The following is a 12390-nucleotide window of genomic DNA, read 5'->3' as shown; positions in this document are numbered from 1 at the left end:
CTCATCCCGCTCATCCCGCTCATCCCGGTCACCCCGTCCTCACCCGTCCCTGCGTTCGCCTTCCTGGCCTTGAGTCAACCGTCGGGGCGGGGCCCGGCCCATAGCCCTGAAGCGCACCCGCATAAGCGCGCGTCTGCGCCACGAGCACGCACGCGCCCGCGCCGCGGCGGGGAACGCCCCCGGTGGCAGGGGTTCCGGCGGCGCGCAAGGGCGGGCACTGTAGGGGTACGGCACTCACCGGCAACCCCAAGGGCGGTGAACGACGCATGGTGTTGGGTGCGTCCAAGTCCCCGTACCACCCCACGTACAGCGAACTCCGATTCGACTCCGGCCGCGTCTGCCTCGACCTCGTCGCGACCACCCACCCCGCCGAGCGGCTCGACGGCGTGGACCGACTGCGCGCCTGGCTCGCGGGCGCCGGGCTCGTCCCGCACGCGACGCCGCTGCCGGGCGCGGACGCGACCTGGCTCGCGGCCTTCCGCGAACTGCGCGGCCATATCGCCCAGCTGGTCCGCGGCGAGCTGGCGGCGCGGCCCGCCGACGCCGCGCTCGCCCGCGTCAACGCGCTCGCCGCCGCCGCCCCGCCCGCCCCGCGCGCCGTCCGGCACACCGACGGCACCCTCGTCCGCGCCCTGCACGGCACCCCCGGCCGGGCACCCCTGCTCGCGGCCGTCGCCCGCGACGCCGTCGATCTGCTCACCGACCCGGTGGCGCGCTCCCTGCTCCGCCAGTGCGAGGGCGACAACTGCCCCATCGTCTACCTGGACACGTCACGGGGGCACCGCCGCCGCTGGTGCTCCAGCGAGGTGTGCGGCAACCGGGAGCGGGTGGCGAGACACCGGCGCAGGGCGGCCGAACTCGCGCGCGCCTGAAGGAGCCCGGAGGGGAACTTTCCCGCCCCGTTGAACGCATCCCCCGCCCCGTCCGTACGTCCAGTGTGACCGGCCGGCAAGGCCGACCTGGGCAGCCGGGACGAACAGCGGACAGCGGAGGCAGACGTGCGCAAGGATTCCGCCGTGGCCGATGAACGCCCGCACCGACATCGCCAGGAACCCCCGCCGGAACCGGACGAGGAGCTGATGCGCGCGCTCTACCGCGAGCACGCGGGACCGCTTCTCGCCTATGTGCTCCGGCTGGTGGCGGGAGACCGGCAGCGCGCCGAAGATGTCGTACAGGAAACGCTCATCCGTGCCTGGAAGAACGCCGGTCAGCTCAACCGGGCGACCGGATCGGTACGCCCCTGGCTGGTGACGGTCGCGCGCCGCATCGTCATCGACGGCCACCGCAGCCGGCAGGCCCGGCCGCAGGAGGTCGACCCGTCACCGCTGGAGGTCATCCCCGCGGAGGACGAGATCGATAAGGCGCTGTGGCTGATGACGCTGTCGGACGCGCTGGAGGACCTGACTCCCGCGCACCGGGAGGTACTTGTCGAGACCTACTTCAAAGGGCGTACGGTCAATGAGGCGGCCGAGACGCTCGGGATCCCGAGCGGCACGGTCCGCTCGCGGGTCTTCTACGCGCTTCGCTCGATGAAGCTGGCTCTGGAGGAGCGGGGGGTGACGGCATGAGTACGCCGTACGACGCACACGGCTCGCACGGCGGACACGGTGGACACGCAGGTCACGGCGCACACGGCCACGGGCCGCAGGGCACCGGTGACGTGCACGAGACCGTCGGCGCCTACGCCCTCGGCATCCTGGACGACGCGGAGGCCACCGCGTTCGAGGCGCACCTCGCGGGCTGCGAGCTGTGCGCGCGGCAGCTGGAGGAGTTCTCCGGCATGGAGCCGATGCTGGCGGCGCTCGCGGACCTCCCCGGCGTGCGCGAGGCGCCGGGCGGCGCGGGCCCGGTGCGGCCGCGCGGCACCCCCGGCATCGGCGAGCAGCTGTCCGCCCGTCCCGGCCCGCGCCTCGCCGAGGCCCTCGTGGACGAGGTCGCGGCCAAGCGCGCCCGGAAGCGCAGGCGCGGGATGTACCTGGTCGCGGCGGCGGCCGCGCTGATCATCGGCGGGCCGCTCGCGGTCCTCGCGGTGAGCGACGACGGCGGCGGCTCGAAGGACGTGGCGGGCGAGCCGCATCCGACCTCGCCCGCCGAGGACGCCTTCTTCAACCACATGGAGGAGAAGACGGCGGCCACCGACCCGAAGACCAAGGTCACCGCCACCGTCGGCACGGAGAAGAAGGCCTGGGGCACGCACACGGTCCTGGAGCTGAAGAACGTCAAGGGCCCGCTGAAGTGCTCCCTGGTCGCGGTCGGCAAGAACGGCGAGCGGGAGACCGTGACGACCTGGTCGGTGCCCAAGTGGGGCTACGGCATCAAGGACAGCCCGGACAAATGGGCCCGCACCCCGCTCTACGTCCACGGCGGCGCCGCCTTCGCCCGGGGCGACATCGACCGCTTCGAGGTCACCACGTTCGACGGCGAGCGCCTGGTCGAGGTCGACGTGTAAGCACATGACTGCACAACAGGGGCCCCTTTCGCGTACGGTGGACGGCTGCTCAATACGGGCAGCAGCACGTCAGGAAAGGGGCCCCGGTGGCCGACGTACGCGACCGCGAGATCAGCGTCGAACAGGAACATCTCGACCAGGTCTACCGCCGTCTCGAGGAGAAGATCCACGAGGCGGAGTTCCTGATGAACGACGCTGCCAAGCGCTCCCAGGTCGGTACGCCGGGCGCGCTCGCCGAGCGCGACGCGCAGGTCTTCCGCGCAGGGGTCCATCTCAACCGCCTCAACAACGAGTTCGAGGACTTCCTCTTCGGCCGCATCGACCTGCTGCTCGGCAAGGACGGCAAGAAGGGCCCGGACGGCGCGTACACGGCGGTCGAGCCCGCCGAGGGCGTGGTGCGCGCGGACAACACCGCCGACATCGCCGAGACCCTGCACATCGGCCGCATCGGCGTCCTCGACGCCGACTACTCGCCGCTGGTCATCGACTGGCGCGCGCCCGCCGCGGCGCCGTTCTACCGCTCCACGCCCGTCGACCCGGGCCGGGTGGTCCGGCGCCGCGTCATCCGCTCCAAGGGCCGCAAGGTCCTCGGCGTTGAGGACGACCTGATGCGCCCGGAGCTGACGGCGTTCCTGAACGGCGAGGAGCTGCCCGTCGTCGGCGACGGCGCCCTGATGGCCGCGCTCGGCCAGGCCCGCAGCCACTCCATGCGGGACATCGTGGCGTCCATCCAGGCCGAGCAGGACCAGGTGATCCGCGCGCCCGCCGCGTCGGTGACGTACGTGGAGGGCGGCCCCGGCACCGGCAAGACGGCCGTCGCCCTGCACCGCGCCGCGTACCTCCTCTACCAGGACCGCCGCCGCTACGCGGGCGGCATCCTCATCGTCTCCCCGACCCCCCTCCTGGTCGCCTACACCGAGGGCGTCCTGCCGTCCCTGGGCGAGGAGGGCCAGGTGGCGATCCGAGCGGTCGGCTCCCTGGTCGACGGCACAGAAGCCACGGAGTACGACACCCCGGCGGTAGCGAGGATCAAGGGCTCCTCCCGCATGCTGAAGGTCCTGCGCAAGGCAGCCAGAGGCGCACTGGAAGCACCCGATACAGCTGTGGGCAGTCGTTCCGCTGGGGCGGATCCCGACCCAAAGCGAGCGGACCCGCACCCGCCGATGGCGAGCACCCCCACCAAGCTCCGCGTAGTCGCCTTCAACAGACGCCTGGAACTCGACGGCAGCGAACTGTCCCGCATCCGGGCCGCCGCCCTCGGAGGCACCGCCCCCGTAAACCTCCTCCGCCCCAGGGCCCGCAAGCTCCTCCTCGACGCCCTCTGGACGAAGTCCGGCGCCGCAACCCGCCACTCCGACCCGGAACTCGCCGCGGAACTCCGCTCGTCCTTCGACGAGGACATCACCACCGAAGACACCTTCATCGCGTTCCTGGACGCGTGGTGGCCCGAGCTCACCCCACGTGCAGTGCTCCGCGCCATGGCCGACGAGAAGCGCCTCGGCCGCTGGGCCCGCCGCGTCCTCAACCCGGGCGAGATCCGCCGAGTGGCCCGCTCCCTGCGCCGCGAGGCGTACTCCGTGCACGACGTGGCGCTCCTCGACGAGCTCCAGGCGATCCTCGGCACCCCCGCCCGCCCCCGCAAGAAGCGCGACCTCGACCCGCTCGACCAGCTCACCGGCCTCGAGGAGCTGATGCCCCAGCGCGAGGAGTCCCAGCGCGAGCGCGCCGAGCGCCTGGCCGCCGAGCGCGTCGAGTACGCGCACGTCATCGTCGACGAGGCCCAGGACCTCACCCCCATGCAGTGGCGCATGGTGGGCCGCAGGGGCCGGCACGCCACCTGGACGGTCGTGGGCGACCCCGCGCAGTCCTCCTGGTCCGACCCGGACGAGGCCGCCGCCGCCCGCGACGAGGCCCTCGGCACCCGCCCGCGCCGCCGCTTCACGCTCACCGTCAACTACCGCAACCCCGCCGAGATCGCGGACCTCGCGGCCAAGGTCCTCGCCCTCGCGATGCCCGGCTCCGAGGCGCCGTCGGCTGTCCGCTCCACGGGCGTCGAGCCGCGCTTCACGGTCGTACGGGACGGGGACCTGGGCGAGTCCGTGCGTGCCGCGGCGGCCCACCTGCTCGACCAGGTCGAGGGCACCGTCGGCGTCGTCGTCGCCATGAACCGGCGCGAGCAGGCGGCCCGCTGGCTCGCCGGACTCGGCGAGCGCGTCGTGGCGCTCGGCAGCCTGGAGGCCAAGGGCCTGGAGTACGACGCGACGGTCGTCGTCTCGCCCGCGGAGATCGCCGACGAGTCCCCGGCGGGCCTGCGCGTCCTGTACGTGGCCCTGACGCGCGCGACCCAGCAGCTGACGGTCCTGTCGGGCGCCCGCGACGAGCCGGACGCGGACGGAGTGCCGGACCTGCTCAGGGACTGATCGCCGACTGATCGCCCGCTGCTCGTGGATTGACCCCCGCGACGGGAATTGCCTTACGGGATTCGTTTGTTACCGTTGATGTGGCACCGGCTCGATCCAAGCCCCCGGGCCCAACCTTCGTCGCTACGAGCGACCACTTGCCGCGAGGCGAGCATGGCGGGTCGGTGTCATTGAACGTACGGAGAGGTCCACGTCACTTGGTGGCGTGGACCTCTTCTCGTTTCCCAGAAGTTCTCGTATGGTGGAAGTCGTTTTCCGAAAACAACATCAGACACCACCACAGCCAGCGTGAACAAAACGTTCGCAATCCGGGGCGGCTACCACGTACTCAGGGGTAGGTGCGACGATCGGACGGCAACAGCTACAAGGTGAAAGCAGAGGAAGTCCGCCATGGCAACGGCGCCCAGCGTCTCCTACTCGATGACGGTCAGGTTGGAGGTGCCCGCGAGCGGAACCGCGGTCTCCCAGCTGACCACGGCCGTGGAGTCCTCCGGCGGCTCCGTCACCGGCCTCGACGTCACGGCGTCCGGCCACGAGAAGCTGCGCATCGACGTCACGATCGCCGCGACCTCGACCGCGCACGCCGACGAGATCGTCGAGAAGCTGCGCGGCATCGAGGGCGTCACCCTCGGCAAGGTCTCCGACCGTACGTTCCTCATGCACCTCGGCGGCAAGATCGAGATGCAGTCGAAGCACCCCATCCGCAACCGCGACGACCTGTCCATGGTCTACACGCCGGGCGTGGCCCGCGTCTGCATGGCGATCGCCGAGAACCCCGAGGACGCCCGCCGCCTCACCATCAAGCGCAACTCCGTTGCGGTCGTGACGGACGGCTCGGCCGTCCTCGGCCTGGGGAACATCGGCCCGAAGGCCGCCCTGCCGGTCATGGAGGGCAAGGCGGCCCTCTTCAAGCGCTTCGCCGGCATCGACGCCTGGCCGATCTGCCTGGACACCCAGGACAGCGACGCGATCGTGGAGATCGTCAAGGCCATCGCCCCCGGCTTCGCGGGCATCAACCTGGAGGACATCTCCGCGCCGCGCTGCTTCGAGATCGAGGCCCGCCTGCGCGAGGCCCTCGACATCCCCGTCTTCCACGACGACCAGCACGGCACCGCGATCGTCGTCCTGGCCGCCCTCACCAACGCCCTGCGCGTGGTGGGCAAGGGCATCGGGGACGTGCGCGTCGTCATGTCCGGCGCGGGCGCGGCCGGTACGGCCATCCTCAAGCTGCTCCTCGCGGCGGGCGTCAAGCACGCCGTCGTCGCCGACATCCACGGCGTCGTGCACGCCGACCGCGCGGACCTGGTGGACGCCGCCCCCGGCTCCCCGCTGCGCTGGATCGCCGACAACACCAACCCCGAGGGCGCCCGCGGCACGCTCAAGGAGGCCGTCGTCGGCGCCGACGTGTTCATCGGCGTCTCGGCCCCGAACGTGCTCGGCGGCGACGACGTCGCGGCCATGGCGGACGGCGCCATCGTGTTCGCGCTCGCGAACCCGGACCCGGAGGTCGACCCGGCGGTCGCCCGCCAGACGGCGGCCGTCGTGGCCACGGGCCGCTCGGACTTCCCGAACCAGATCAACAACGTCCTGGTCTTCCCCGGCGTCTTCCGCGGCCTCCTCGACGCCCAGTCGCGCACGGTCAACACGGAGATGATGCTGGCCGCCGCGACCGCCCTCGCGGACGTGGTGACCGAGGACGAGCTCAACCCGAACTACATCATCCCGAGCGTCTTCAACGACAAGGTCGCGGGAGCCGTCGCCGGGGCGGTGCGCACGGCAGCGAAGGCCGCGGGCGCAACGACGGCGGGCTAGCGCCCGCCCGGCCCTGTGACGGGTGCCACGGCCCGCCGCACGGCGCGTCGTGGAACGTGCCGCTACCTACGGCCCTCTAGGGTGGCGGCACGCGGGCCCTCGGGCCCGCACGGGCTTACCCGCCCCGCAGGCCCTGCGGTCCGGCACCGAGAGCGGACGGAGCGTCACCATTTCGAGGCAGTGGCGCTTTTCGTGTGACTCCCTCGGGTGCCGGATTGGCTTTCCCGCCGCAGGTGGGGGCAGGATGCGTCTCTGGGCGCGAGGGTCTGACGTCGGACCCGGGTCCGGGGCCCACCTGAGGACCCTGGCAGCATCGGCATCGCTGTGCCCGAGATGCGGCTCCGCCGCGGGGCACGCCTCAACAGCAAGAAGAACACGGGAGTACAAACATGAACCGCAGTGAGCTGGTGGCCGCGCTGGCCGACCGCGCCGAGGTGACCCGCAAGGACGCCGACGCCGTGCTGGCCGCGTTCGCCGAGACCGTCGGCGAGATCGTTGCCAAGGGCGACGAGAAGGTCACCATCCCCGGCTTCCTGACCTTCGAGCGCACCCACCGTGCCGCTCGCACCGCCCGCAACCCGCAGACCGGCGAGCCGATCAACATCCCGGCCGGCTTCAGCGTCAAGGTCTCCGCGGGCAGCAAGCTCAAGGAAGCGGCGAAGGGCAAGTAGCCTCAAGCAGCGAAGGGCGGCCACCCGGATTCGGGTGGCCGCCCATTTGGCGTTCCGCTGTGGTTCTTTGTCTGCGGCGGCGTTGTGGCTGGTCGCGCAGTTCCCCGCGCCCCTTCGGGCGCTCCCCGCGCCCGAAGCACGAAGGGCGCCCCCTCGCCGGGAGCGCCCTTCGGAAGCCGCGGGGTGGCTAGGCCAGCGCCGACTTGCCCGGGAGTTCGACCTTTGCGCCGAGCTCGACGAGCTTGTCCATGAAGTTCTCGTAGCCGCGGTTGATCAGGTCGATGCCGTGGACGCGGGACGTGCCCTGCGCGGCCAGCGCGGCGATCAGGTACGAGAAGCCGCCCCGGAGGTCCGGGATGACCAGATCGGCGCCCTGGAGCTTCGTGGGGCCGCTCACGACCGCGGAGTGCAGGAAGTTGCGCTGGCCGAAGCGGCAGTCGGAGCCGCCGAGGCACTCGCGGTAGAGCTGGATGTGCGCGCCCATCTGGTTCAGCGCGGAGGTGAAGCCGAGGCGCGACTCGTACACCGTCTCGTGGACGATGGACAGGCCTGTGGCCTGCGTCAGGGCCACGACCAGCGGCTGCTGCCAGTCGGTCTGGAAGCCGGGGTGGACGTCCGTCTCCAGGGCGATCGACTTCAGCTGGCCGCCCGGGTGCCAGAAGCGGATGCCCTCGTCGTCGATCTCGAAGGCGCCGCCGACCTTCCGGTACGTGTTCAGGAAGGTCATCATCGAGCGCTGCTGGGCGCCGCGGACGTAGATGTTGCCCTCGGTCGCGAGCGCCGCGGACGCCCAGGAGGCGGCCTCCAGGCGGTCCGAGAGGGCCCGGTGCGTGTAGCCGTGCAGCTTGTCCACGCCCGTGATCCGGATGGTCCGGTCCGTGTCCATCGCGATGATCGCGCCCATCTTCTGCAGTACGCAGATGAGGTCCTCGATCTCCGGCTCCACGGCGGCGTTGGAGAGCTCCGTCACACCCTCGGCGAGCACGGCCGTGAGCAGCACCTGCTCGGTGGCGCCCACGGACGGGTACGGCAGGCGGATCTTGGTGCCGCGCAGGCCCTTGGGGGCCTCCAGGTACTGGCCGCCCTCGCGCTTCTCGATCGTCGCGCCGAACTGGCGGAGCACCTCGAAGTGGAAGTCGATCGGCCGGCCGCCGATGTCGCAGCCGCCCAGGCCCGGGATGAAGGCGTGGCCGAGGCGGTGCAGGAGCGGGCCGCAGAACAGGATCGGGATGCGCGAGGAGCCCGCGTGCGCGTCGATGTCGGCGACGTTCGCGCTCTCGACGTGCGAGGGGTCCATGACGAGCTCGCCCGGCTCCTCACCCGGGCGGACGGTCACACCGTGCAGTTGGAGCAGGCCGCGTACGACGCGTACGTCGCGGATGTCGGGGACATTGCGCAGCCGGCTCGGAGCGCCGCCGAGCAGCGCGGCAACCATGGCCTTGGGCACGAGGTTCTTCGCGCCGCGGACACGGATCTCGCCCTCGAGCGGAGTTCCGCCGTGGACAAGGAGGACATCGTCGGTGACGGTCATGAATCTCGCGTTCCGATGAGATGGACGGGGGGACCAAAGGGAAAGCGTAATGGCCGCCTGCCCCCGGTCCGTAGGCCCAAGGGGACGCAAACACGTCATGACTCGGCTACAACACGAACCGTACGTAAGCGGACGCTCAGGGTCACCTTCGCGCGGCGGCGCCCGGGGCACCCTCAGGGGCCCTGAACTGCGCTCCCGCACGTCGGCTCATTGCCTCCCCGCGCGGGCCCAAGATGCGGGATCATGTCTGGCATGACCGAGGTGTCCTCGCTCACAGGGCGGCTGCTCGTGGCCACGCCGGCCCTGTCGGACCCCAATTTCGACCGTGCGGTGGTGCTGCTCCTCGACCACGACGAGGAGGGCTCCCTGGGTGTGGTCCTGAACCGCCCGACGCCGGTGGAGGTCGCGGACATCCTGGAGGGCTGGGGCGATCTCGCCGGCGCTCCGGGGGTGGTCTTCCAGGGCGGGCCGGTCTCCCTCGACTCGGCGCTCGGCGTCGCGGTGATCCCCGGCGACGAGGGGCCCCTCGGCTGGCGGCGCGTGCACGGCGCGATCGGCCTGGTGGACCTGGAGGCGCCGCCGGAGCTGCTCGCCTCCGCGCTCGGCTCCCTGCGGATCTTCGCCGGGTACGCGGGCTGGGGCCCGGGGCAGCTGGAGGACGAGCTGGTCGAGGGCGCTTGGTACGTGGTGGAGTCCGAGCCGGGCGACGTGTCGTCGCCCGACCCCGAGCGGCTGTGGCGCGCGGTCCTGCGGCGCCAGCGCAGCGAGCTCGCGATGGTGGCGACGTACCCGGACGACCCGTCGCTGAACTGACGGCCGTACTGACGGCCGTACTGACGGCCGGTCAGTGGCTGTCGGTCAGTGGCTGTCGGTGGCGGTCCGCAGATACCGCTCCGCCAGCGGGTGCGGGTCGCGGGCCGGGACGGCCAGGTGGACGGTGACCGGGGGCGCGTTCTTCAGGCGTACGTAGCGCAGGCCCGGGTGGGAGTGGCGGCGGGCGACCGGCTCCGGGGCGACGCCGACGCCGTGTCCGGCGGCCACCGCCTCCAGCCACTCGTCGAGGTTGTCCGCGGTGCAGGCGAGCCGGGGGCGGCGGTCCGCGGGCCACAGGTCGGGGCGTGTGGTGCCCGTGATGGTGTTCACGACGAGCGGGTGGTCGGCGAGCTCCGCCCAGTCGACGACGCGGCGGCCCGCGAGAGCGCCGGCGCCGCGGGCCAGGACGGCGACGCGCGGCTCGCACAGCAGCACCTGGCTGCGCACCTCGGCCCCGGGCGGCAGGTCACCGCGTACCACCGCCACGTCACAGGCGCCCGACATGAGCCCCGCCAGCGGCTCGTCGCGCCGCACCAGGCGCACGAGCGCGCCGGTCGCCGCCTTGAACGCGGTGGTGAGCGGACCGCACACCTCAGGAAGCAGCGAGGTGAACCCGAGCCGCAGCTCCGGCCGTCCGTCGCCCGGCGCGCGCAGTGCCGCGTCGAGCCGGCTGAGCAGCGGCGCGAGCTCGTCGCGCAGGCCGCGTCCGGCGTCGGTGAGCGCCACATGGCGGGTGCTGCGGTCGAGGAGGCGGGTGCCGACGGCCTCTTCGAGGCTGCGTACGGTCCGCGTGAGCGCGGGCTGGCCGATGCCGAGCGCGGCCGCGGCGCCCGTGAAGCTCAGCTCGTCGGCGACGGCGAGGAAGCCGCGCAGATGCCGCAGCTCCACGGCGTCGAGAGGGCCCAGGTCATTCATGCCTCCCGAGCATAAGCGCACCGTGACGGGCATTTCCCTACGGAACCGGAGACTGCCTACGTTTCCGTCCCTGGACGACGGCCCGAGCGGGGACGCGGGAACTTGAGGGAGCTGATGGCCCATGCGGAAAATCTGGCTGTTGATGCTGGGGTCCTTCACATTGGGGCTCGACGCGTACGTGATGGCGGGCCTGCTGCCCGTGGTCGCGGACGACCTGGGCACGACGGTGTCCCTGGCCGGGCAGATGGTGACCGTGTTCACGCTTGCGTACGCGGTGAGCGCGCCGCTCGTCACGGGCCTGTTCGCGAGCGCGCGCCCGCGCGTACTGATCATCGCCGCGCTCGGCGTCTTCACGCTGGGCAACGCCCTGACCGCGCTCGCGCCGGGCCTCGCCGTGCTGCTCGTCGCCCGCGCGGTGGCGGGCGTGGGCGCCGGGGTCTACTCCGCGCTCTCCACGGCGGCGGCCGCCGCGCTCGCCGGGCCCGAGAAGCGGGGCCGGGCGCTCGCCCTGGTGATGGGCGGGATGAGCTCGGGCACGGTGCTCGGCGTCCCGCTGGGCGTGCTGCTCGCCGACCACACCTCGTGGCGGTCGACGATGTGGCTGGTGACGGGGCTCGGCGCGGTCGCGCTCGCGGGCCTCGCCGTGGGGCTGCCCGAGATCCCCGCGCAGCCCCCCGTGCCGGTGCGGGCGCGGCTCGGGGCGCTCACCGACCGCGCCGTGCTGCCCATCGTGGGCGTCTCCTTCCTGGGGGCGGTGTCGAGCCTCGGCCTGTACACGTACCTCGCGCCCGTCCTGGACGCGACGGGCGGCGTCGGCGAGGGCGATGTGGCGCCGTACCTGTGGGCGTGGGGGATCGGCGGGGTGCTCGGCAGCGTGCTTGCGGGCCCGCTGGTGGACCGGACGGGCCGGGTGCTCGCCCTCGTGACGGGCGTCACGACCCTCCTGGTCGTCTCGGAGGCCTCCCTTCCGCTCCTCGGCGCGGTGGCCTTCCCCGCGCTCGTGATCTGGGGCGCGGCGGGCTGGGCCTTCCAAGTGCCGCAGCAGCACCGGCTTTTGGCGCTCAGCGCCGAGCGCGGCACTGTGGCGCTCGCGCTGAACAACTCCGCGCTCTACCTGGGCAGCGCGGTCGGCTCCGGCGTCGCGGGCCTCGCGCTCTCTGCGGGCCTGGACGCGGGTGCCCTGCCGTGGGCGGCGGCCGCGGTGGCCGGGCTCGGCCTCGCCGTGCACCTCGCGACCGCGCGCGGGCGGCGCACCGGTCCGGGTACGGCCGACGAGGGTGACAGCCGCTGCCAGGACGCGCCCGGCGTGAGTACCCTTGGCACCTATGAGCACTCTTGAGCCCGAGCCCGAGCGCGGGGCAGGTACGGGGACCCTCGTAGAGCCGACGCCGCAGGTGTCGCACGGTGACGGCGACCACGAGCGCTACGCGCACTACGTCCAGAAGGACAAGATCATGGCGAGCGCCCTCGACGGGACTCCCGTCGTCGCGCTCTGCGGCAAGGTGTGGGTCCCCGGCCGCGACCCGAAGAAGTATCCCGTCTGTCCCATGTGCAAGGAGATCTACGAGTCCATGGGGGCGGGCGGAGACAAGGACAAGGGCGGCAAGGACGGCAAGAAGTAGGCGTCCCGCCTTATGCAGGCCCTCGGCACCCGCAGCCGGGGGCCTGCCGCTTTCCCCCACCCACCCGCCCCGTCCCTGGGGGCTCCGCCCCCAGACCCCCTTCTCTCCGGCGCTGCGCGCCTCGTCCTCAAACGCCGGGCGGGCTGATTCCCCACCC

11 protein-coding genes are annotated in these 12390 nt (G+C 72.3%); 9 read left to right on the top strand and 2 right to left on the bottom strand.

Annotated features, from left to right (window positions below):
* The first annotated feature begins 266 nt into the window (after positions 1-266).
* The 6 genes from ACFWZ5_RS31850 to ACFWZ5_RS31825 all read left to right on the top strand — a co-directional run bounded on the left by ACFWZ5_RS31850 (position 267) and on the right by ACFWZ5_RS31825 (position 7352).
* Positions 267-872 carry a CGNR zinc finger domain-containing protein gene (locus ACFWZ5_RS31850; RefSeq protein ID WP_384800195.1) on the top strand — a complete coding sequence of 202 codons (606 nt, stop codon included), beginning with the start codon at positions 267-269 and terminating at the stop codon, positions 870-872.
* A 126-nt stretch (positions 873-998) separates the two neighbouring features.
* Positions 999-1568: a sigma-70 family RNA polymerase sigma factor gene (locus ACFWZ5_RS31845; protein ID WP_384800192.1), complete on the top strand. Its 570-nt coding sequence runs from the start codon at positions 999-1001 to the stop codon at positions 1566-1568.
* Complete coding sequence (locus ACFWZ5_RS31840; protein WP_384800189.1) at positions 1565-2449, top strand: anti-sigma factor family protein; 885 nt, start codon at positions 1565-1567, stop codon at positions 2447-2449. The genes ACFWZ5_RS31845 and ACFWZ5_RS31840 overlap by 4 nt, the downstream gene beginning before the upstream one ends.
* An 86-nt stretch (positions 2450-2535) precedes the next feature.
* A complete protein-coding gene (locus ACFWZ5_RS31835) occupies positions 2536-4869 on the top strand; it encodes a HelD family protein (RefSeq protein WP_384800187.1) in 2334 nt (777 codons plus the stop codon).
* 390 nt (positions 4870-5259) lie between these two features.
* Complete coding sequence (locus ACFWZ5_RS31830) at positions 5260-6681, top strand: NAD-dependent malic enzyme (protein ID WP_384800184.1); 1422 nt, start codon at positions 5260-5262, stop codon at positions 6679-6681.
* 389 nt (positions 6682-7070) lie between these two features.
* Positions 7071-7352 carry an HU family DNA-binding protein gene (locus tag ACFWZ5_RS31825; RefSeq protein ID WP_030680681.1) on the top strand — a complete coding sequence of 94 codons (282 nt, stop codon included), beginning with the start codon at positions 7071-7073 and terminating at the stop codon, positions 7350-7352.
* 187 nt (positions 7353-7539) lie between these two features.
* Here the strand turns inward: ACFWZ5_RS31825 and murA are convergent, their stop codons facing one another.
* On the bottom strand, positions 7540-8883 hold the full coding sequence (gene murA, locus ACFWZ5_RS31820) for a UDP-N-acetylglucosamine 1-carboxyvinyltransferase (protein WP_384800181.1): 1344 nt from the start codon (positions 8881-8883) through the stop codon (positions 7540-7542).
* Between the two features lie 252 nt (positions 8884-9135).
* Between murA and ACFWZ5_RS31815 the strand changes: the two genes are divergently transcribed.
* On the top strand, positions 9136-9696 hold the full coding sequence (locus tag ACFWZ5_RS31815) for a YqgE/AlgH family protein (RefSeq protein WP_384800214.1): 561 nt from the start codon (positions 9136-9138) through the stop codon (positions 9694-9696).
* 45 nt (positions 9697-9741) lie between these two features.
* Here ACFWZ5_RS31815 and ACFWZ5_RS31810 read toward each other — a convergent pair whose 3' ends face one another.
* Positions 9742-10611, bottom strand: coding sequence for a LysR family transcriptional regulator (locus ACFWZ5_RS31810; protein WP_384800178.1), 870 nt, complete (start codon positions 10609-10611; stop codon positions 9742-9744).
* 121 nt (positions 10612-10732) lie between these two features.
* On the opposite strand from ACFWZ5_RS31810, the gene ACFWZ5_RS31805 reads away from it, so the two are divergent.
* Positions 10733-11950 carry an MFS transporter gene (locus ACFWZ5_RS31805; protein WP_384800175.1) on the top strand — a complete coding sequence of 406 codons (1218 nt, stop codon included), beginning with the start codon at positions 10733-10735 and terminating at the stop codon, positions 11948-11950.
* Complete coding sequence (locus ACFWZ5_RS31800; RefSeq protein WP_033263869.1) at positions 11937-12233, top strand: DUF3039 domain-containing protein; 297 nt, start codon at positions 11937-11939, stop codon at positions 12231-12233. Before ACFWZ5_RS31805 ends, ACFWZ5_RS31800 begins: the two co-directional genes overlap by 14 nt.
* Positions 12234-12390: the final 157 nt, after the last annotated feature.

It is taken from the genome of Streptomyces sp. NPDC059003, assembly GCF_042740445.1.
Classification (GTDB): Bacteria; Actinomycetota; Actinomycetes; order Streptomycetales; family Streptomycetaceae; genus Streptomyces.
This window is presented reverse-complemented; position numbering and strand designations above follow the sequence as displayed.

Bases quoted from the DNA above. Each gene is read 5' to 3' on its own strand.
- ACFWZ5_RS31850 (WP_384800195.1), top strand. From the start codon at position 267: ATGGTGTTGGGTGCGTCCAAGTCCCCGTACCACCCCACGTACAGCGAA.
- ACFWZ5_RS31840 (WP_384800189.1), top strand. From the start codon at position 1,565: ATGAGTACGCCGTACGACGCACACGGCTCGCACGGCGGACACGGTGGA.
- ACFWZ5_RS31830 (WP_384800184.1), top strand. From the start codon at position 5,260: ATGGCAACGGCGCCCAGCGTCTCCTACTCGATGACGGTCAGGTTGGAG.
- ACFWZ5_RS31825 (WP_030680681.1), top strand. From the start codon at position 7,071: ATGAACCGCAGTGAGCTGGTGGCCGCGCTGGCCGACCGCGCCGAGGTG.
- murA (WP_384800181.1), bottom strand. From the start codon at position 8,883: ATGACCGTCACCGACGATGTCCTCCTTGTCCACGGCGGAACTCCGCTC.
- ACFWZ5_RS31815 (WP_384800214.1), top strand. From the start codon at position 9,136: ATGACCGAGGTGTCCTCGCTCACAGGGCGGCTGCTCGTGGCCACGCCG.
- ACFWZ5_RS31810 (WP_384800178.1), bottom strand. From the start codon at position 10,611: ATGAATGACCTGGGCCCTCTCGACGCCGTGGAGCTGCGGCATCTGCGC.
- ACFWZ5_RS31805 (WP_384800175.1), top strand. From the start codon at position 10,733: ATGCGGAAAATCTGGCTGTTGATGCTGGGGTCCTTCACATTGGGGCTC.
- ACFWZ5_RS31800 (WP_033263869.1), top strand. From the start codon at position 11,937: ATGAGCACTCTTGAGCCCGAGCCCGAGCGCGGGGCAGGTACGGGGACC.